Origin of the sequence: Treponema lecithinolyticum ATCC 700332 (assembly GCA_000468055.1) — a bacterium.
Lineage (GTDB): Bacteria > Spirochaetota > Spirochaetia > Treponematales > Treponemataceae > Treponema_C > Treponema_C lecithinolyticum.
On record KI260564.1, the window covers coordinates 342,178 to 364,906 of the forward strand.

Genomic DNA, 22,729 nt, shown 5'->3' on the forward strand with positions numbered 1-22,729 from the left:
TCCGGTGTTTACATCGGAGGTATGCCTATGCAGGCATTGTATACTCATTTTGACCGTCCGCCCTCGCTGCAGACGGCAGGGAGCTTTAACGTTCACGGATCGAACGCTCTCTTTCAAAATGACTCTTCTTTTGAGCAACTTCTAAAAAAAGAAGTTTTTACGCAGGAAGCGAAAGCCATGGAAGGCCCTCCTGAAAACCGGAACTTTGCTTACACAGCACAAGGCGCCGGCAGCGCTGAGGATGTAAACGGTTCAGCGGTATCCAAAGAGCGCGAACGACAGCTGCAGCAAGAACAAAGCGCTCAAAATGCTCATGCCGCTGAAAAAACCGAACACAGCGAAGCGCACGAAAGCGTTGATGCGCAAAACAGCTGCGAAAAAGATTCGTGCGCGGGTAAAAGCGGAGCTGCCGGTAAAAACGAGCATGCGCATGAGCAAGCGCAAAAAGAAAGCGCTGACGGCGTCCAAAGTGAAAAAAGCGGCGCCGATGCTCTTTTAGCGCAAGTGCTTGCAGCCGACGGATTTGGTGCAGCAGGTTCGGCAAACGAAATGTACGGCTCGGATGAATACGACGCTGCAAGTAAAGCTGCAACAGCAAAACTTTCGGATAGCGCGCACGCTGATACCGATGCAGTTGATACTCAAAATGTATTGTTTGCAGACGCATCTATGCTTAACGGAGCGTACGGCGAAACAAACGGCGCTGTGCAAAAAAAATCCGAAAAAAACGGAAAACTTGAGCGTGTAAGTGCAAAAGACAAACACAAAGAAAACGCCGCATTAAAAGAAACGGCAAGCGAGCACAAAGATTTTTCCGCCCAAAATGCCAAGCGCAGAAGTGATCATAGCGCCGCACGCCTTAGCGAACTTCCGTCAATCAGCGTGCGCGATGAGCGTACCAAAACCGTTAAAAGTGAAGACGGTAAAAAAGCTAACGCGCCGCTTTTTTCTTCGGTTCAGTACGACGGAAAAGGCAATATGCAATCCGATGTTTTTTTTGATACCGGATCCGCTTTATCTGCGCAAGCAAAAAGTACCGGAGAAAAAATGCAAACGGAACGCAGTCAATTTGCTTCACTTTTGTCCGACCGCATTAAAAACAGCGCCGACGATTTTGTGAAAGCCGGTTCGATTATATTGCGCGACGGGAACCGCGGCAGCATTAATTTAATTTTACACCCCGAAGAATTGGGAAATGTTAAGATACGTTTGCAAATTTCCGACAATATATTGACGGGGCGCATAACGGTTGCCAGCGAAGAAGCGTACAATGCGTTTAAAGCGAACATTGTTTCTTTGAACGAAGCCTTTGCTTCAAACGGTTTTGACACTGCCGGTTTTGATTTAAGCTGGTCGGGGCAAAACGAAGGGCAGCATGACGGAGGAAACGGAACGGCGGATAAGCGCTTTGCGCTGCGCTACGAAGAAGAAAATCCGTTTGTTGTTTCGGATGAGGGCGAAAAAACGGCTGAATATTCGCTTTATTCGCGTGCATACGTAAACGTTATGGCTTAGCAGGAGTTAGTTATGGAAATAAACACAAAGTTAAATGCTGCCGATGCATTACAAACGCAAATGCAAGTAGACAGCTTTAACAAAACCCTTGCGGTAAACGGACGTACTGCAAGCCAACAGTTGGGCAAGGACGATTTTTTAAAGCTGCTTATAACTCAGCTTGCGCATCAGGACCCGCTGTCCCCGATGGAAAACACCGAATTCATTGCACAAATGGCACAGTTTTCGTCGCTGGAACAGATTACCAATATGAGTACGGGCTTTACTCGTTTGGCTTCCATGCTGAACAATTCCGAAGCTTCAAGCGTTATAGGCAAAACAGTGGATATCGTTTCCGGGGAAACACGTGTTACCGGTACGGTTGAAGCTGCCGTGCGCGGTGAAAAACCGCAAGTCGTTGTAAACGGCGTGCCGTATGAAACGGCAAATATCGAACGCATATATGCCGAGTAAAGAGGTTTAGCGATATGATGAGATCACTTTATTCCGGAGTATCCGGAATGCAAAATCACCAAACTCGTTTGGATGTAATAGGCAACAACATTGCCAACGTAAACACAACCGGTTTTAAAAAAGGCCGCGTTAATTTTCAAGATATGATTTCCCAACAGCTTTCCGGGGCGGCAAAACCGACTGAAGAAGTAGGCGGTGTAAACCCCAAAGAAGTGGGGTTGGGCGTTATGGTTGCTTCCATCGATACCGTATTCACTCAAGGTAACTTGCAGTCTACAGGCGTCGGAACCGACGTAGCTATTCAAGGAAACGGCTTTTTTGTATTAAAAGACGGTGAAGAAACCTTTTATACCAGAGCCGGCGCTTTCGGTATAGACCGCGACGGTACGCTGGTAAACCCTGCCGACGGCTTGCGGGTTCAAGGCTGGATGGCACGCGATTTAAACGGCGAAATGATTATCAATACTGCGGGAAATACCGAAGATTTGATTATTCCGGTCGGTTCCAAAGACCCTGCAAAAGCTACGGAAAATGTAAACTTTGCTTGTAACTTGGATAAAAACACACCGGAAATTCTTGAAGGCGCAACTCCTGCCGACATTGCAAAAGGTACGTGGGCTACCGAATTTAAAATTTACGACAGTTTTGGCAATACGCACAACTTAGCCGTTTCTTTTACACGCGTTACCGGAACTCCCAACAGTTGGTTGGCGACGGTAAACGTCGACCCGGACAACGCCGACTTTACGCAAACACGCGTAGGTTTAGGTACAACCGACGGAACGGGCAATACCTTTGTGGTTAATTTTGACAATACCGGTACGCTGCTTTCGGTAAGCGATTCTGCCGGAAACGGTACGAACCCGGAAGGTGAAATAATCGTACAAACTTCGTTTACCGTGCCCGAATCGAATCCGGACGAAGCGGGCAACCCTTTGCGCCAAACACTGAACATCAATTTGGGTACAATCGGCAGTCAAAAAAACACCGTTACTCAAAGTGCTTCGGCGAGCAGCACCAAAGCGTTTTACCAAGACGGTTACACCATGGGTTATTTGGACAACTTTAAAATCGACCAAACCGGCGTAATAACCGGCGTGTATTCGAACGGTACAAACCGTCCGATAGGGCAAATTGCCATGGCTTCTTTTACCAACCAGGGTGGTTTGGAAAAAGCCGGTAACAACACCTATATGCAGTCGAATAACTCAGGCTTAGCAAATATCGGAACTTCCGGTATTGCCGGAAAGGGTAGTTTGCTTGCGGGTGCTTTGGAAATGTCTAACGTCGATTTAACCGAACAATTTACTGATATGATTGTTACTCAACGCGGTTTTCAAGCGAACTCAAAAACCATTCAAACTTCTGATACACTGCTTGAAACGGTTTTAGCATTAAAACGCTAAGGTTAAGTTTTAACGGCGCGCTAGCGGCATAAGCGGCTGAATACCGACTCGTCGGCACTGCCGTTTTAGCGGCGCTCCATAGCGGTACGGCCGGAGCTGTCTTAAAACTTGTTCGTTTTTCGACGACCCCGCTGTTTTAACCGCTTAAAATCGGGCTGTCTTTGAAAACTGCAAAACTGCGGTTTTCGGACAGCCTTTTTTTACGACTATTGACCAAAATATTCGTTTATGCTATAGTCTGTTACGTTATGGGGGCGTAGCGAAGCTGGTTATCGCGTCGGCCTGTCAAGCCGAAGATCGCGGGTTCAAGCCCCGTCGCTCCCGCTAGTCCATCGCCGCTGATGGACTTTTTTTTGCACCGAAATCAGGGTTTGAAACGGTGCCGTGTTAAAACTGCCGGAAGATGCGCGCTCTTTGTTGCGCCGTCTGCTTTGCGGTTTTATATAAACTCTGTTTTTATAAAGGCCGGAAAATGCTATGCATTTGAAAGCCGCTTCGGGCAGTAGCGCAGGGGGAGCGCGCCTCGTTCGGGACGAGGAGGCCGTGGGTTCAAATCCCACCTGCCCGACTTTTACAAATTGTGAATTCTTTGTGGTATAAGAAATTACACTGATTTAAAAATCGTAAAAAGCCCGTGTATACAGAATGTATACGAAACGTTCGCAAAAAGACGATGGGACGGTATAGGGAATACTTTACTCTTTATTATCGGCTGCGCAAAACGGCACAAAAATCTGATACTAGGACGTACAGTCCTGACGGGGGGGCACACGTGCGGAAAATCCATCGGAGATGCAGCCTTTCAAATTGGGAAATTCTATTAAATTATTTTAATCCTGCTATATGATAATTTTGTTTTCGCGAACGTTAAGTAAACGGTCGTTATTATACTGATTGTTTTTTGTAAAGTACCGTATTATACTGAATTAGGTATAGCACTTGTATAGTATTCGCGGTTATGAGCTGGATTCGCGGAATTTGCTTTGTAAATGCCGGTATTATGAAAAGATAGGTGCTACACAGTCGCTCCTTCACGGGAGCGTGAATTGAAACTTTAGTATAAGCAAACTGACGATTGAAAATATCGTCGCTCCTTCACGGGAGCGTGAATTGAAACGCTTTTCAGTGTAGCTATATCCGTTTGCTCGTTGTCGCTCCTTCACGGGAGCGTGAATTGAAACTGTCATCAAACGGCGGGCGGGATTTTGGTACCTTGTCGCTCCTTCACGGGAGCGTGAATTGAAACGTGCGTGGAAAATGATAAAACGCTCGGAGCGAGGTCGCTCCTTCACGGGAGCGTAATTAAAGGATTGTGGAAATGAGAATATTTGGCGGAAGTTCACCCCGTGAACTTGAAGTTTTGAACGGTATACATTATGGTACAAAAATAAACAATTATGAAACTTTTACTTGCACCGATGGCGGCTATCAGCCACGAAGCGCTCAGGCGCACTATCGCACGTTTCGGCGGATGCGACGAATACTATACGGAAATGATTCACGCTTCATCGTTTATAAACGGCGGACCGTATGAACGTTATTATGGAAGCTGCGAACCGGAACGAAAAAAGACAGTGTGGCAGCTGACCGGAGCCGCTATACCGGAGTTGGTGCGCTGCACGGAGCTGCTTATGCAAAGCGAATGTTCTTCGTCTGTAATCGGTTTCGATATCAATATGGGCTGTCCTGCGCCCGAGATTTACCGGCAGGGTGCGGGTATTGCATGGATGAGTAAACCGCCGGAGCAAGTTGAAGCTATGCTGTGTGCTGTACGCCGTGCGTGCAAGCAAAAACGCTTAAGCGTTAAAATCAGGCTCGGCGAAGAAAATTTTACGCTGCAGGGGCTTTTAGACTTTGCCGATATGCTGTGCTCAAGCGGTGTTGAGCGCATTACCTTACACCCGCGCACCAGAAAAGAACGCTATGCGCGCCCCCCGAAAAGCCAGTATGTGCAACTGCTTGCCGAATTCGTTCATTCGCGCTATCCGGATGTTTCGGTTGCTGGTAACGGCGCAATAGACGGCGATGAAACTTTAGCGTCTTTTGCAGCACAGTGTCCCCTTGCAGATTCTTTTATGATAGGACGCGCGGCGGTACAAAAGCCGTGGATTTTTTCGGTTTTAAAACGGAGCCGGGATGAAAAAGATCTGCGCCGGAAAGCGCAGAGCGCTCAAAATGTACAAAGTTCACATACACTTACAATCGATTTATTGCAAGTTGCCCAAGATTTTATTGAAGATTTAAAAGAATGCCAGCCCGAAGATTTTTATAAAACGCGCGCACAGCGATTTTTTGCCTATTATTGCGACAATTTTCAATTTGCCCATTATTTAAAATCACGTATTTTGCACCAAGATTCTTTGGATGCCATGCTCGATACGCTCAAGCAGTATTTTGACAAAATGCCTGAGGAGCGTGTGCTTAAGCAAAGTTTTTTTGCCGATACATAAAATATGCCGCAATTAAAAAAAATAAAAACAAGCACATCCTGTTCGTTTTTTTACGTATGTGCCGCCTTAATTGTCTTTACCGTAACGGCTGCAAACGGAGCGCTGTATGCAAAAGAAAAAACGCCTTTTTTTATGTACGGTTCTGTAGGAAGCGCTGCCGTTGTATACGGCGATAAAAAAACAAAACAACAAACTGATGCGGTTAAAGCCGAAGGAACCGGACAATTTATTTTAACAGCTGAAGCCGGAGCCGGATTTGCCTTTAACCCGTACATCCGTTTTGCAGCCGGTGCATTGTTCAGTTCTGATTTGTGTTTTACGTCACAATACCGCACTAATCGTATCGACTACGGCGTTTCCGGCGGGTTTAGGGTATATCCGCACCTTGCCGGTTTTAATTTCGGTTTGGATTACGTAACCGGTTCAAGAGTCGATTTTATAAAATTGCCGCCTTTTTCCGGTGAAGGTGCGCCGGGCGGAACGCCGGAAAATTCCGCTCAAGAAGTGCAGTGGGGCGGAAATGAAAAAAGACTTTGTTTTCCGTGGGGGAACGGATTTCGTATAAGTTTGGCGTACGATTTTTCTTCTTTGGGTAACAAGCATCTTCCGTCTCTTGAAGCCGCATGGCGTATGATGCCGCGCGGCAATTATCGTTACGACCACTATTTAAGTCTTGCACTTCGTGTAAATACATTTTTATAATATGCACATTAAACGCCTTCAAAATTTATGGTATGATTTATCTTTGCGCAAACGGCTGGTATTATATTTTTCCGTATTGATTTTTGCGTCTTTGGTTATCGCGTTTTACTCGTTTAGGACGACTTATTTTTATATGGGACATTTTCAAACGACATTGGAAGAGCATTTTAGGCTGAACGCTTTTTTAAAAGAATTGCAAAGTCATGCAAGCGTGCTCGACGAAATGTTCCGGTGGAAAACGGAAAAAGATTTTCAAAAAAATGCCGAAACTTTAGCGACGGGAGTACAGCGCTTGCAAAGCTTATTGGCTTCAATAAAGTTAAGCGTCGGCGGCACAAAAGAAGCTTTGTTTGAAACCCGTGCTTTGGAAAACAGTTTGGATTCCTATACACATTTGCTGGTTGCCGTTGCAAGCAAAACGGACAAGCGTTCGGTTGATTTTTTTCAAAAAATGTATACGCTTTCCCGTATAGGATATTATATGGAACAATATACTGCAAATTTACAGCGTATACAGCTTTCCAAAGACGCTTTGTATTACGACAGCGTTGAACGTACGATTGCGTTTTCCCGCTGGATGTTTGTTCTTGTACTGCTCCTTGTTACGGCTGTTTTTATCCGTTTGCGCTGTTGTTTTCAAAACGTTTTTCCGAACCCATATCAAAACTTGCCGAATCTTCCGAGCGGATGGCGTCAGGCGATTTATCCGTCCTTCCGGTACACAGCGAAAATACCAGCGGAAAAGAAATAAAAATGCTTATAACGGCTTTTAACACAATGAGCCGCAGCATAAAAGATATGGTAGACGATTTAAAAATGAAGTCTGAACTTGAAAAAAAGCTTCATACCGAAGAATTGGAAAAAGAAAGCGCGCTCGGTGCGCTGCGCGAAGCTCAACTTATCAGTTTGCAAAATCAAATTAAACCGCACTTTTTGTTTAATACGCTCAACATTATAGGAAGACAAGCGCAAGAAGAAAATGCCGGGCAAACGTCAAAACTGATTTTATTTTTATCGCATTTAATGCGCTACAATTTGCTTTCCCACCGCCATTCAGTCTGTCTTGCCGACGAACTGCATGCGCTTACCGATTATATGCATTTGCAGCAAAAAAGGTTCGGCAGCCGTATCCATTTTGTATTGGATTGTCCTCACGAATTCGATGCGGTACAAATTCCGCCGTTTACAGTGCTGAGCTTTGCAGAAAATTCGGTAAAACACGGATTGGAACCGCTTGTTGCAGGAGGTACGCTGTACATACGTGTTCGTAAACGTTCGCAGTGCTGCCGTATATGCATTGCGGACACCGGAAGCGGTATGAGCGCGCAAACTTTGTACAAGGTTCGCCATACAAATGAAATGGGTAAAACGGCGCAGTCCGTTGCAAACGGCGAAAACCCGAACGGTATAGGCGTGCGTAACAGTATAAAACGTTTGGAATTGTTTTACGGCGCTCGTTATTCGTTTGCTTGTTATTCCAAATTAAATCGCGGCACATTGACGATTATTACAGTCCCTTTGCTAAAAGAAGCGGAGCTTTTGCATGAGCGCTAATACGTCGTATACGCTGCTTATCGCAGACGATGAAGCTATGGAGCGAAAAGCGCTCAGCCGTATTGTGAGTAAACGCTACAAAGACGCTGTTAAAATCGTAGAAGCGGCAAACGGCTTGGACGCGCTTGAAAAAATCGGTATTTACAAGCCCGATATTATTTTTTGTGATATAAAAATGCCGGGTAAAAGCGGTCTTGAAGTTATACGTGAAATTAAAAAGAAAACCCCTGAGCAAATTGCCGTTTTTTTGTCGGCATACGATTATTTTGAATATGCGCGCGAAGCAGTATCGCTGGGCGTACAAGAGTATCTTTTAAAACCGGTTTCGGATGAAGAAGTGTGTACGCTTATGCGCACGCTGTTGGAAAAGTTGGAAAAAAAACGGCTGCAAGAACAGGGGACGCCGTTTGCCGCTTCTTCCGCCGCTGCTGCTGCACGAGCTACCAATTCCCTTTCCGCTAAACGGGTATTTCCCGCACGTCTTGAAAAACTGCTTAAAGACGCTGCCGCGCTGCTTGAAAGCAATTATAAGGAAGAAATTTCTTTAGATAGCGCAGCGCGGCGCTTAAAGCTGAGCCGTTTTTATTTTAGTAAAATGTTTAAATTATACTGGGGCAAAAGTTTTACCGACTATCTAAACGAAGTGCGCATTTACCGAGCTTGTAAAATGCTTGAAGACCCCGCATTAAGCATAAAAGAAATTGCCGCTTTGTGCGGTTTTTCGAATTCAAATTATTTTTCCCGTGTATTTAAACAGTGCCGGAATTTGACTCCGGGTGAATGGCGCAGCAATATTTTGAACTAAATAGCAATATATTTTTATTGCGTTTTCATCCCTTTACCGTTACAATTTTATAAAATACCAATAATTTCGGAGGAAATTGTTATGAAAAAAATACTGGTAAGCGCCGTTTTGGTGCTGATAGCCGTATTTGCTTTTGCCGCAGGCAACAAAGAACAAATGGGAGATAAAACCATCGTTTTGCGCCTCGGCGATAATCACCCCGACGGATACCCCACCGTTGTCGGCGATTTGGAATTTGCCCGTTTGGTAAAAGAACGTTCAAACGGTCGCATTGTTGTGGAAGTATACAACAACGGCGTGCTCGGCGATCAAAAATCGGTTGTAGAGCAAGTACAGTTCGGCGGTATTGACTTTGTCCGTACTTCCATTTCGTCTTTAGCCGCTTTTTATCCGGATATCAATGCGCTGCAAGCGCCGTATTTGTTCCGCAATGCCGATCACATGTGGAAAGTGTTAAACGGCGAAATCGGCGATTATTTTCTTAACAGTGTAAAGTCAAACGGTTTTATCGGTTTGTGCTGGTTCGACGCCGGTGCGCGCTCTTTTTACAATACCAAAAAACCGATTTATACCGTTGCCGATCTTAAAGGTATGAAAATCCGCGTACAAGAATCTTCTTTGATGATGGGTATGATCCAAGCTTTGGGTGCCGTTCCTACGCCGATGCCTTACGGAGACGTATACAGCGCGCTGCAAACGGGCGTTATCGACGGGGCTGAAAACAACTGGCCTTCATACGATACGGCAAGTCACTACGAAGTTGCCCGCTATTTTTCGATCGATGAGCATACCCGCGTTCCGGAAATGATTCTTGCTTCAAAAATAACGATGGATAAACTGTCTGCAGAAGACCAAGCGCTTATCTTAAAAGCTGCAAAAGACGCCGCTCCCGTGCAAATAAAAGCATGGGCGGATATGGAAAAACGCTCCGAAGATAAAGTGCGCGCTGCCGGCTGCAAAATCAATACGATAAAAAATCAAGCCGAATTCTCGGCGGCTATGGCTCCGCTGTACGATTCGTTTTCCGCCGGTCAAAAAGAGTGGATAAAGAAAATTCAAGCGGTTAAATAAAAAAACGTTTGTTTTATAGTATAAAAAGGCTGTGCCGGACGGTATACGGCGTGACGGACTGCAGTGGTTTGCAGTGCCGGATGCCTGTCCGCCGATTTGCGACGATAGACGGCAGACGGTATACGGCGGTGCAGCTTTTTTTTAGAGGGTGTTATGGAATACGTACAAAAGATGGTTAATGCGGTGTTTTCGGTTTTGCTGAAATTAGCCGGATTATTGCTTGTTGCGATGGTTGCAATTGTTTTTACCAATGTGGTGCTGCGTTATGTATTTAATTCGGGTATCCATTGGTCCGAAGAAGTAGTGCTGGTAATCGTAGTGTGGTTCACTTTTATCGCCTTTGCACTCGGTGTAAAAGAAAATTTGCACATCAATATCAACGTACTTCCGAAAAAACTGCCGCGGTTTTTTGAAAACTTTTTAACGATTTTAAAATATGCCGTGGAAATTACCGTCGGTGCCGTTCTTTTTATCTACGGTCTTAAATTAACCCGTACCGCTGCCGCTTCGTTTTTGCCGGCTACCGGTTTACCCAATTCGCTTACGTATTGCATAGTTCCCGTATGCGCTGTTTTTGTCGTTATATTTGCCCTTATCCGCTGTATCGCTATGTTAAAAGGAAAAACACATGCATAATTTTCAAACCGCTTCGTTTATTTTAATCGGCAGTTTTTTAACTTTGTTGATTTTAAGAGTGCCGATTACGTTTACCCTTTTTGCTTCTTCCGTCGTTACTGCGGTATACCTTAAAATACCGCTTATGTCGATTGTACAGCGCATGGTTTCAGGAGTGAATTCTTCTTCGCTTTTGGCAATTCCGTTTTTTATACTTTCAGGCGAAATGATGAGCCGCGGCGGAATTTCGCGCCGGCTGATAGCGTTTTCCAACGCCCTTATCGGACGTGTGCGCGGCGGTCTTGCGCAAGTAAACTGCCTTGCGTCTATGTTTTTCGGCGGAATTTCGGGCTCTGCGGTTGCCGATGTTTCTTCGATAGGCACTATGCTTATTCCCATGATGAAACAAAAAGGTTACGACGACGATTTTTCCGTAGGTGTTACCGTTACCAGTGCGTGTCAGGGGGTTATTATTCCTCCCAGCCACAATATGATTATCTTTGCCCTCGCTGCAGGCGGCGGCGTATCGGTCGGTAAAATGTTTATGGGCGGCGTACTTCCCGGAATTACATTGGGCGTTGCGCTGATGATTATAAGTTATATTATCGCCGTAAAGCGCAATTATCCCAAAGAAAAACGTTTTACTTTTAAAGAATTACTGAGCGTTACCAAAGACGCCGTGCTCGGACTTTTAACTATGGTTATTATCATAGGCGGGGTAGTGTCGGGTGTGTTTACTGCAACCGAATCGGCAGCTGTTGCTTGCGTATACGCGTTTATTATTACTTTTTTTGTGTACCGTGAAATCTCTTTAAAAGAATTTCCCGCTATTTTATTAAACACGCTGCGTACTTTAGCCATGGTAATGAGCCTTATCGCCGCAGCAAATGCGTTCGGCTGGCTTTTAGCTTATCTTCGCATTCCCGCAGCGGTTACTTCTTTTTTGCTCGGTTTATCGCATAATCCGGTTGTATTGCTTTTGTTGATAAACCTTATGCTGCTTATGCTCGGCTGTATTATGGATATGGCGCCCCTGATTATTATTACCACTCCGATACTGTATCCGGTTTTGGTAAACAGTTTGGGTATGGATCCGGTACAGTTCGGCATTATGCTCATTTTAAATTTGTCGATAGGTTTGTGTACGCCGCCTGTAGGTTCTGCTCTTTTTGTCGGCTGTGCGGTCGGAAAAATTTCCATTGAAAAAGCTGCCAAAGGAATGCTGCCGTTTTACCTTGCTATGATTGCCGTATTGGTCCTTGTTACCTTTGTGCCGGCAATGTCTTTGTTTATTCCAAGCTTACTGCATTGATCTTATAACATACATATATTGTAGTTATTTCACATACATATTCTTTACACGATATTGTAAATATGATATGATATTTGTAAAGTGGGGATGTCGGAAAAGCGGCAGATGTTTGCAAACTGCCGTTTTAACGCACCCCGTTTTTTTAGTACCGCAAAAGGAGCCGGTAACGATTTATGAAAAAACTGCTTTACATTTTTTTTGCTTTATTAAGTGTATGGACATTTGCGTTCGGTTCTAAGGATATAACCGCCGTCAATATCACTTCCATGGAAAGCTGGCAAGAAACGGTGGATATTTCCCGAAAACAACAGGGTAAATACAATATACTGATACAGGCAAAGGATATTGCCGGTAATGTCGGTTATGCAGGTCCTTTAAATGTGTATATCGACCCTAAATCCGATTTTCCTACGGCGTACATAGCTTATCCGCTTTCGGGTGCTACGGTACGAGGAAACGTGGATATTATCGGAACTTGTATCGACGACGATGCGGTTTCGTACGTGGAATTGCGCATAGACGGAAATCCCGATACCGTGCGCGCAAACGGTAAAGAATTTTGGTCGTATTCTCTTAATACGGCAAATCTTGATGAAGGTATACATACCGTTGAAGCGTGGGGTGTAGATGTTAACGATGTTAAAGGTCAAAGTATAAAAACTTCTTTCCATCTGAACCGCAGACAGCCGATAATCGGCGTTACGAATAAAGGAGCCGGCGCTTTGGTTTCCGGTAAAATAAATTTGGAAGGAAGCGTTGAAGACGGTAACGGTATACAGCGTTTATTTTATTCGATCGATAACGGGCAAAAATTTGAAGAACTGCGTTTAACACATAATAAAAAAACAAACCGCTCTTCCTTTAAAGCTTTTATCGATACTACAAAAATAAGCGACGGTCCTACCGTATGTTGGTTTAAAGCGGTTGACAAAAAAGGATCGGAAGGAATTTATACCTTTTTATTTTTTGTAGACAATAAGGCTCCTTCTCTTTCTTTTATATACCCCGACAACGCAGCCGAAAGTTTTCCGAGCGTATTTTCCATTGCAGGTAAAGCCTTTGACGGAACCGGACTTGAATCGCTTAAATGGGTGTGCGGTAAAGACAGCGGTAATATCGAAATTACTCCGGGCAACAGCTATTGGGTTAAAGAATTCGACTTTAGTAAAAAAAGCGATAAAACGGCAGTTGTAGAAATAATTGCTCAAGACGTCGCCGGTAACATAGTAAAAGCCGAAAAAAAAGTAAATATAAACAAAGACTTGGACAAGCCGACTTTGGAATTGGTAAGCCCGAAAAACGGCGAGCGTACGGGGTCGGCTTTGGCTATTGCCGGTTTTGCTACTACTACCGGCAAAAAAGAAATAACGGAAATCCGCTATAAACTCGATAAAGGACAGGAAAAAAGAGTTAAAATCGAATCGGAACTTTTTACCGTTACCGAAAATGCGGTTGCGCCGGGCGCTCATATACTTACGGTATATGCCGTAGACTCAAAGGGTACAGCCGGTACTGCACAAACGATCAATTTTACTGCAGAACCCTCTAATGTTTTTTCGGCAGAAGACGGGGCGCCGAACATTGCGCTTAGCAAGCCCGACGGCACTCTTTTTGTGTCTTCTTCGCTTACGATTTCGGGAAATATTACGGACAGTTTTGGTTTGGGAAATGCAAGCTATACGATAGCAAACAGCAATTCCGCACAAGTTTTAAGCGGCGATTTAAGCCCCCGTTTTGATAAAACAATCGATATATCGGATGAACCCGACGGCGTGCTTTTGCTTACAGTCCGCGCCGTAAACACAGAAGGAAAAGAAAACATAGAGCGCAGATTGTTGGTAAAAGATACCGGAGCTCCGGATGTTACTATGGTTTCTCCTGCAAGCGGCGATAAAGTAAACGGCTCTGTAACGGCAGCTTTTAAAGTGCGTGAAAAAGCACATAACGTAAAATCCGAATATAAGCCGAGCGGCTCTTCGGTATGGAAAGAATTTGAATACAGTTCTTTGCCCTATATCGTTGTAGGAGATGCAAATGAGCCTATCGGCAAAAATATGCAATTCCGCTTTACCGACGCGGCAGGGAATGCAATGCTTATCGGTTCCTACGATTTTGACATCGACAACAGCGTGGATGACCCTGAAGTTGAAATCCACGTGCCTGTTGAAAATCAAGTTATAGATTCAGACTTTGAACTGTCGGGCATTGTATACGATGACGATGCTCCTGCAAGAATTTACTATAAGATAGATAACAATCCGTATACTGCCGTTGAAATAAAAAATACATTTGCCGTTCCGATAGCATTATCTTCGCTTACGGATAACGAACACACCATCAGCGTGTATGCCGAAGATATTTACGGGGTAAAAAGCCAACCGATAACGCGTACCATACGGGTTTCTTTGGAAAAACCGATTGCCGAATTGGTAAAACCGCTTATCAGCGAAACGGTAAGCGGTAAAATAACCGTAAGCGGTACGGCATACGATAAAAACGGTATAGATAAAGTGTATATTTCGTTTAGCAACGGAAATGTTTTTGTTGCGGCAGACGGTACCGAAAAATGGACGTATCAGCTTAATACCCAAGTTATCGGCGACGGTACGCACGTTGTGTTTATAAAAGCGGTCGACAAATACGGAATAGAAACAGTGTCTTCAAGTTTAATTAATATAGACAATACGCCGCCCGTATCCAAAATCGAATATCCGCTTGCGGGTGCGAATTTGGACAATGATTTATTCGTTTCGGGTCAAATCGACGATAATATTTTTTTGGACGAAGTATGGCTTAAAATTAAAAGTCTTTCGGGTACCGGTGTACCGGCGCATCTTGCCGAGATAAAACTTAATAAAGAAGTGCTGGTGTTAAAACACATAGATATTTCTTCTTTAAGCGAAGGCAGATACAATTTGGAAATAAGCGGAAGCGATAAAGCCGGCAATGTGGGAGATTCCGCAGTTAACTTTGATGTATACAGAAAAAAAGACAAAGATAAAGTTGAACTTTTGTATCCGTTTAACGGCGAAAAGCTGTGCGGCGAATTTAACGTATACGGAAAAGTCGACACCGCATCCAAAATTACACAAATATCTTTGTACATCGACGGTGTGCAAACCGAAACCGCAGATGTTTCCAAAACAGGTTATGTGTCGTTTAAGGTTGGTCAAAACGCAATGGAAGACGGCATGCATAAAATAGAACTGCGCGGAATTTCTCCTGCAAACACCGTTGTACCCTCAAGCGCTCACAGCATAGATTACAGCGTTACCGGTCCGTGGGTAACCATCGACAATTTAGGTATAGGCGACTTTGCCGTAGACCGCCCCTATTTACGCGGACGGGCTGGGTATACTGTGTCTCCGGAAGAAAAAAGCGCTGCTTTCGGCAAAAGTGTGCAGTCGGAAGACAAGCGTGCCTTTGAGCAAAAGCGGTTAAAAAAGGTAGAAGTAAGTTTTAACAACGGAAAAACCTTTGTGCCTGCAAAATTAAAAAACGGCTGGCAATACCGGCTGGAAACCGAAGATATGGCTGAAGGAAATCACTTTTTACTGGTACGCGCCGTTATGCAAAACGAAGAAGTTGCGATATGCAGAACCATTGTACAAATAAGTAAAACCGATCCGCAGATAACGCTGATTTCTCCGGTAGAAGGCGGACGATACAATGCCGAAATGCCTTTTATCGGTACGGCGCAAGACAATATCGAATTCGAAAATGTGGAAGCGTTTTTACGCAACGGCGATAAATCTTCGTATGCCGTACCCAAGTTTATTAAAGGCTTGCACTTTGAATTGGGCTTTTGGGGTGCAACGCTGTGGAATATGGGCGTAGGCTTAAGCTTTCTCGACGATCACGTAAAATTGCAGATGCACTACGGACAGTTTACGCAAGAACAGTTTAGCGCTATTTATAAAGCACAAAAACGTGCGGAACAACCTTTGCGCTACGGCGGCAATGTAGCCTCAGTTAAACTTTTGGCAAACGTGTTCGAGATGCCGTTCGGCTATTATTTCGGACCCGATTGGCAGTGGCTGTATTTAAATGCCGCGCTCGGCGCTCAGTTTTCGCTGTTCAGCGAAACGCAAAGCGGACGGCCTCAAGTGCTGTCGGCACTGTTAACGCAAATAGAGTTTCCGCGGGTAAAATTGAAAAACCGCAAATACTTTAGTTCGTTTGCATTTTTTACGGAAGGACAGCTGTGGTTTATTCCCACGGATGTTAATTCGGCGCAAATAAAATCAGTAATACCGCATATTTGCGGCGGTGTAAGATTTGACATTTTTTAATGAAATGATTATCTTTAGTTTTGTTGACTTGAAATCTGCATCGGAGGATGTTGTATGAAAAACGGAAAACACAGTGTAAAAGGCAAAGGTCTTTTTATCGCTACGCTTATTGCAGCGATGTTTTTATACGCGGCATGTCCGCAGTACGTTTCTTTAGGAGAAAGCGTAGATATTTTACCGCCTGCGGGGCAAATATTGTATCCCGATTCGGGCGAAACTCCGATTAAAGGATCGTTTTTGCTCAAAGGTTTTGCAAGCGATGACGAAGGGGTACAAGCCGTTTCGGTTGTTTTTGAAAACATGGAAACAAAACAAAGGACTCGAAACTATCCGGCACAGTGTGAAAACAACGGCTCGTCTTCTACTTCTGTAGTATGGTCGGTAATGATTGACAATGAATCTACCGGAACCGAAACAGGGCATGAATTAGTACAGCAGCGCCCCATTCCCGACGGAGAATACCGGGCAATTGTTACGATTACCGATAAAAACGGCAAAACGCAAAATATAAACCGTACGTATAAAATTGACAATACGGCTCCGGTGTTTATTGTGTCACGTCCGTCGACGTTTGCGGCCCTGTCGGAAAACCCGACAAGCGCCGATAAATACGGTGCAGTTTTTTCCGTACTCGGTCAAGCGGGGGAGCGGAATACGGTTGCCAAACTGAGCGTTGAAGTACCGGAAAAAAATCTTGCTGCAAGCGAAATGTTTGTAGGAAAAAACATCAATGCACAGCTTTTTGTACACGGCGAAGCTGAGGCAGCTGCATGGTACAACTATCAAAAAAATGAGCTGCACAATAAAGCGATAAAAGCTCAATTATTTTTGTACGACAACGCGCAGGAATTTACCGGCGGTGCTCCCGGCACGGAAGGAAACAAAAGCGATTTCTTTTATTTAAAAGATGACATACAAAATACCGTTTTGGCAAAAGGCTATACCGAAGAAGTTATAAGCGATTATTTTGCAGGTAAAAAAGGTTCCGATAAAAACAAACACGATAAAAAAATAAAAGAGCTGCGTGCCGACAACGATGCATTAACTGCATTAAAAAATAACCGTAAAATGATGGACGGTACCGATGAAAAACGCAGTACCTTTAAATTGGACCCGAATAAGTCGCCCGGTTATAAAATTATCGGTGTAAAAAATCTTTCAAAAGACGGTTTGGATCTTGCCGCAGCCAGCACAATTGTTTTTAAAAGCGGAAATACCTCCACGCTTTTAGCAGAACTTATTCCCAATAAAGACGGCGACCCTTTGGTTAGTCCTGCTACGGTTGACGCTTATAAAGAAAGCGGCATAAAAATAGTGCTTATGAAATGGGACGGTGCTGTAGGAACAAATGAAACCGACAGTTTTAAAAACGGCACCCATCTTGTGCAAGAAACGCTACTATTGGATTTTGCCGACTTAACTACTCAAGCACAGTTAGACAATGCGGTTACCAAAGAAGGAAGCAATTTACGGGTAAAATTCAATTTACCTACTTCTTTTACCGAAGGAAAACGCGCAATAAAGGTTATCGGCACGGACAGTACAAAACATGCTTCCAACAGCTTTGAAGCGTACGACGATTCGAATTCGGTAAACAACGGTTTATACATTTGCAATTTTATTTCAAGCGGAAGCGGTCCCAGAATCAGACCGGTACGCATTGAAGGCTTTAAAAATCAAAATTTCGATATTCTTGCCGACATTACCGATTTGGAACCGGGCGCAGCTTACTATAAGATTGGCTCAGATGCAACGGAAGATCCTACTAAAAAACTTGAACGCCCCGACCCCGTCGGCTCTCCTGCGCGGTACAAAGCTACCCTTGATATAAGTGCTTTAACTGTGGATAAAGAATATACACTTCACTTTTTGGCTAAAGCAAATAACGGAAGTCAAGATAAAGATAAAATAACTTTTACCGTCGATAAAACACCTCCTACGGTTGCATTAACCTATCCCGAACCTACCGTTGCGCAAGCAGGCGAAGTAAGCTTTACGGGAACTATTTCGGACGCAGGTGCGGGAGTTAAAGCTTCGGCAACCAAGTTTTTAATTGCAAAAAAATCCGTAGGAACGGTAACCCCTGAAACGAGCGGTTGGCAAAACATGGTTACGTCTACGGCGGGCAGTTGGAACTTTAAGTACAACTTCAGTACGATGACTACCCCTTCTGAGTATGGTGATACGAGTACGTCTAACTCCAATTATTTTGACATTCCCATATATATTCTTGCGGAAGACAATATCGGCAACAAAAAAGTACATAAACTTTCTATGATTTTAAATCCTGACGGAACAAAGCCCGTCGTACGTATACTGTCGCCCGTAAACAATGCCGTATTGGGCGGTACTATACAGATTTTCGGTACCACGAGCGTTGCTATCGGTTCTCCGTCAGATATAGGAGAAGCATATATTCAATTTTCCAAAGACGGTTCTTTTAGCGGTACCGCCGATGGAACGTTTAGCGGTGTAGACTGGTACAACAGCGGAAACGGTAAAATAGTAGACGATACTACTGCAAACGGTGCGGTACAGTGGACGCAAACGATTAATCAAACCGGATTATTTAATCCTAGTGGAACTAAGTGGACTATATATTTTAGGGTACGTGCCAAGAATAAAAATCCTTTAGTAAACAGACTTGGTGAATGGTCTGAAAAAGTTAAAATCGAAATAGACAAATCTTCGCCGACAATCGGAAGCCCCGAAGCCATTAAAGTAGTTAAAACTGCACCTGCCGTTTCTTTGGACTATGTTCCGCGCATGTGGATAGGTGCCGGTATGGAGCTTACCGGTTCTTTATACGATGAATCAGGTATAAAAAAACTTACTATTTCCGGTGATTTAAAGAACGGAACGGAATATGATCTTGATCAAGCGCAGACGGCAGGATGGATTACGATAGATACTGCTCATAATCCTACATCCAGTGAATCCGGTACTGCAAAAAATTATAAGCTTAAAATACCTCTTTCTTTAACCGATTTAAAACCCCAAGCCAAAGCAAAGGGAGAATTTACCGTAAAAATATCTATTACCGAAGATACTGCTAATAATCTGAAGTCCGAAAGAGAATTTACTTTCCGTTTCGATACGGAAAATCCTTCAGGCGGTTTCGGTAACATGCTTTACGTTGCAAACGGTACTTTTGCTGCAACGTCAATTACCGATTCAGCTCTTGCAAATACGATACGAGCAAATCCTGCAGGTTTAAAAATGCTTGTGGGGGGTAAAATTGTAACCGTTCAGAATATTTCAGGCTTTACCGGTAATACGGTAAACTTTACACCTGCTCTTGCTTCTGCAGGAAGATACAATTATGCCGTATACAAACCCGAAATTTTGGTAAAAGCCGTCAGCGGCAACGATTGGGTAGTGCGCGGTGTTGCAAACGACAATGGTTCGGGCGTTAAAACAGTTACTGCAAAGCTGGAAGTAGGCAGCGCTTCGCAAAGCGTAACGATGAGCGAGCTTGACCCTTCCAATAAAATATACCGCCAGCTGGACGGTTTATGTAAATGGGAAGGAAAGATCGATTTATCAACCATATCCGACGGCAAAGGTAAACTTACCTATACCGTAACCGATAACAGCGGTAACGTTTTTACTGCTCAAGAAGATGTGCGGGTAAAAAATAAAGCTTTACGCGTAACTACGGTAACGTTGAGCACGGATATCGGCGGTACGCAAAGCTCGTTTGAAAACACCAATACAAACAATGCGCTTGTAGAAACAATCGATAATAATTCGGACGCTACGGCAACACTTACCAGCAAACGATTTGCCTTTAAAGACATAAACGATTCCAAAATCAAAGTGGTCTTTACCGGCGGAGAAGGGCAGGTTAAGTACACTTTAAAGTATAACAACAACGTTTTAACCGGACACGATATGCAAAACATCAGTTCCGGTAATACTATAACTTTAAGTTCTGCCAATTTGAATACGATAGGCAACAGTAACGGTGGCAACACTAAAGATTTACTGCTTGAACTGTGGGACAGCGCAGAAGGTTGTACGGCAACGGGAAGCGCTCCGCTTACCAAAAGCTCTTTTGCTGCGGTAACGATTAAAGCCATATTCGATGCCCTCGACACTCAAGCGCCTACAGTAGTCGTTTTGCCTTTCCATTGGAATAACGAAAACGATAACTCGTTGTACGAAAACAAACGTTCCAACGGACACGTGGAAATTGCAAAGATCAACAGTTTGGGCAATAATCATTCTTCCGTTTCGGGTAAAGTGAGATTGCGCGGTTTTGCCTACGATAATATTAAAATAAATACGATTACGGCGGCTTTGCCCGGCAAAACATTGACGGCTGTGCGCCCTAGCGGTGCGGGGACTTGGTCGCAAGGTTCAATTTCTTCCTCCGATGGTGCCGTATTAACCGTTGAAAAACTGGGCGCCGATTACCTCGGCTACTACGTAAAATGGACTTTGGATTGGGATACGGAAAAAACAACCGTAGACCTTGCAAAGGAAATTAAGATAACCGTAAACGACGGCACAAACTCTTCTTCGGATACTAAGGCCCACATGCCTTCAGCTGTAACGGGTGTTACCAGAAATCGAACGACCACTGCGCAGCATAATACGGCATTTGCGGGTAAAAATCCGGGTCAGTTCGTTGTGTTTGCAAACGGTGAAAGTCAATACCTTACTCGTATTAAAGAGGTTGACGGTAATACGGTAATGCTTGATGAACCGGTTCCGGTAGAAGCAAACCAAGTTTTTGTGTACGGCTATGATGCAAACGAAGCAAAAACGAATGTAAACATCGTGCCGTTTATAACGGATATCGAAACCGCTTTGATGAGTGCCGACGGCGGATTTAAAGGTGCTTTTTCGCGTGCTTCCACGGGAGAATACCCCGTGCGTGCAGGTGAAAGTCTTAAAATAAAAGGATTTAACCTTAACACGGGTACGGTCATGCTCGGCTCAACATCGCTTGGTTCGACTTTGAACAATATTTCCATAACATCATCTCATACAAGCGGTGAAATTTCAGTGCAAGTGGGCGGCAGAAAATCCATAAACAATATGGTCGATGTAAGCAAGCCGTATAATATTGAAGCAAACGGTATAAACAATAATATATTAACCGTAAAGCGCAAATTGTTTATATGGGAAACAAAAACTCTTATCGGCAATGCTGCTTTGGAAAGTCCGCAATTTGTAATGGGTAAAAATTCCAAATATTATATGGCGTACGGTAATTTAAGGAGTATGGGTAGCGGCAGTAATGCAATGCGCTTGTCTTCTCTTATTGACGGAACTGAAAATAACGAGTGGGAAAAATGCTATAGTAAATACCATAATACCGTTATAGCTTATGACGATAACGGAAACCCGTATATTGGAGCTACAAATACGGATAGATCAGGGTATAGCACAGCTTTTACGCTTTTTTTCCAACAATCTGCAGGGACGGATGCTTATAATATTGGTATCAATAAACATCGTCTTGAAAACTCGGATAACGAATTGAGGCATGTATACGATGTAAACCGTGTACAAATACCTAAGATGGCGGTTAGGGGAGGCGGTACATCTGCAAATCCTGCAAAACTTACCGTTGTGTATTTTGATAAGAACGTTAAAGATGATGCTCCAATAAAATATCGTTACGGTACTGTAACGGCAGCAAATAGCGTTACAGGCGGAATAAGTCATGATATTAGTCCGGATGGTGACACCGGTGCGGATCCTGAAAATTCGGGTTCGGCTAAAGGGTACGAAATTATTGCAAACAAAAGCTCAACCTATAAGGGCGGTCAATATGCAGCCGTAGGACTTACTTCCAACAATAGGGCTATTGTTGTATGGTACGATGCGTCACATTCACAATTGATATACAGCTACCGCGATATGGGTACCGGCAGTTATACGGAGCCGACGGATTCCGATAGATTTACAAGTCAATGGCAAGACCATGCCGTTGTTATCGACAGCGGAGCTCCGCTGTATGTAGACCTCGTTGTCGATGATCAAGACGGTGTTCACATCGGCTACTATTCCGGAAGCAACAACGGCGTGCGCTATGCATATCTTGCACCCTCAAAGGTAACAGGGACGGCTAAACCGGACACGAGCGACTTTAAAATTGCTACGGTTGATACGTATATGAACCCCGGTTCCTATCTTAAAATAGGGGTGCGCAAAGAAAACAACAAGCAAGTACCGTATATGAGCTACTACCATAACGGCTTTTTCGGGTCGGCAAATGCGGCTCGTATGGCTTGGCTAAAAGATGGTATTGCTTCTGCCGCCGATGTTAAAAACGGCGTTGAAAGCGGTAAGTTTACCGGCAACTGGGTGGTTATGACCGTTCCGGCAACAGAAGGTATTCAGCAATATACGATTTGTCAAGGGGTGCCTACGAGCGGTACGTATCAGGATAAGGTTATTGCCGCGTACTTTACCACTGCAAATTATGAAATGGCGGTGCTGAAAAAGTAACATAAAAGCCGGTAAGTGAACTCTTACCGGCTTTTTGTTTTTAGAAACACGTTGCGTTTCTAATCTTTTATATTTAGTAATAAAAAAAT

13 protein-coding genes and 2 tRNA genes are annotated in these 22,729 nt (G+C 44.0%); all 15 read left to right on the forward strand.

Annotated features, from left to right (window positions below; all coding sequences use genetic code 11):
• Positions 1–27 precede the first annotated feature (27 nt).
• A complete protein-coding gene (locus HMPREF9193_RS10810; protein WP_051306013.1) occupies positions 28–1,515 on the forward strand; it encodes a flagellar hook-length control protein FliK in 1,488 nt (495 codons plus the stop codon).
• Between the two features lie 12 nt (positions 1,516–1,527).
• Positions 1,528–1,968 (forward strand): flagellar hook assembly protein FlgD, encoded by a 441-nt coding sequence (gene flgD / locus HMPREF9193_RS06190; protein WP_021687231.1) that lies wholly within the window; start codon positions 1,528–1,530, stop codon positions 1,966–1,968.
• A 14-nt stretch (positions 1,969–1,982) separates the two neighbouring features.
• Positions 1,983–3,374, forward strand: coding sequence for a flagellar hook protein FlgE (gene flgE, locus HMPREF9193_RS06195; RefSeq protein ID WP_040847685.1), 1,392 nt, complete (start codon positions 1,983–1,985; stop codon positions 3,372–3,374).
• Positions 3,375–3,624: 250 nt separating this feature from the next.
• A tRNA-Asp gene (locus HMPREF9193_RS06200) sits at positions 3,625–3,698 on the forward strand.
• 172 nt (positions 3,699–3,870) lie between these two features.
• Positions 3,871–3,942, forward strand: a tRNA-Pro gene (locus HMPREF9193_RS06205).
• An 829-nt stretch (positions 3,943–4,771) separates the two neighbouring features.
• Positions 4,772–5,824, forward strand: coding sequence for a tRNA-dihydrouridine synthase family protein (locus tag HMPREF9193_RS06210; RefSeq protein WP_021687233.1), 1,053 nt, complete (start codon positions 4,772–4,774; stop codon positions 5,822–5,824).
• 3 nt (positions 5,825–5,827) lie between these two features.
• A complete protein-coding gene (locus HMPREF9193_RS06215; RefSeq protein WP_021687234.1) occupies positions 5,828–6,526 on the forward strand; it encodes a hypothetical protein in 699 nt (232 codons plus the stop codon).
• Position 6,527: 1 nt separating this feature from the next.
• A complete protein-coding gene (locus tag HMPREF9193_RS11380) occupies positions 6,528–7,277 on the forward strand; it encodes a hypothetical protein (protein WP_040847688.1) in 750 nt (249 codons plus the stop codon).
• A complete protein-coding gene (locus tag HMPREF9193_RS06225) occupies positions 7,214–8,080 on the forward strand; it encodes a sensor histidine kinase (protein WP_051306014.1) in 867 nt (288 codons plus the stop codon). The genes HMPREF9193_RS11380 and HMPREF9193_RS06225 overlap by 64 nt, the downstream gene beginning before the upstream one ends.
• Positions 8,070–8,885 (forward strand): response regulator transcription factor, encoded by an 816-nt coding sequence (locus tag HMPREF9193_RS06230; protein WP_021687237.1) that lies wholly within the window; start codon positions 8,070–8,072, stop codon positions 8,883–8,885. Before HMPREF9193_RS06225 ends, HMPREF9193_RS06230 begins: the two co-directional genes overlap by 11 nt.
• Positions 8,886–8,966: 81 nt before the next feature.
• Positions 8,967–9,956 carry a TRAP transporter substrate-binding protein gene (locus HMPREF9193_RS06235; RefSeq protein ID WP_021687238.1) on the forward strand — a complete coding sequence of 330 codons (990 nt, stop codon included), beginning with the start codon at positions 8,967–8,969 and terminating at the stop codon, positions 9,954–9,956.
• 153 nt (positions 9,957–10,109) lie between these two features.
• On the forward strand, positions 10,110–10,592 hold the full coding sequence (locus HMPREF9193_RS06240) for a TRAP transporter small permease (RefSeq protein WP_021687239.1): 483 nt from the start codon (positions 10,110–10,112) through the stop codon (positions 10,590–10,592).
• Complete coding sequence (locus HMPREF9193_RS06245; protein ID WP_040847689.1) at positions 10,585–11,883, forward strand: TRAP transporter large permease; 1,299 nt, start codon at positions 10,585–10,587, stop codon at positions 11,881–11,883. Before HMPREF9193_RS06240 ends, HMPREF9193_RS06245 begins: the two co-directional genes overlap by 8 nt.
• Positions 11,884–12,056: 173 nt before the next feature.
• Positions 12,057–16,175 carry an Ig-like domain-containing protein gene (locus HMPREF9193_RS06250; RefSeq protein ID WP_021687242.1) on the forward strand — a complete coding sequence of 1,373 codons (4,119 nt, stop codon included), beginning with the start codon at positions 12,057–12,059 and terminating at the stop codon, positions 16,173–16,175.
• 54 nt (positions 16,176–16,229) lie between these two features.
• Positions 16,230–22,640 carry a hypothetical protein gene (locus tag HMPREF9193_RS06255; protein ID WP_021687243.1) on the forward strand — a complete coding sequence of 2,137 codons (6,411 nt, stop codon included), beginning with the start codon at positions 16,230–16,232 and terminating at the stop codon, positions 22,638–22,640.
• Positions 22,641–22,729: the final 89 nt, after the last annotated feature.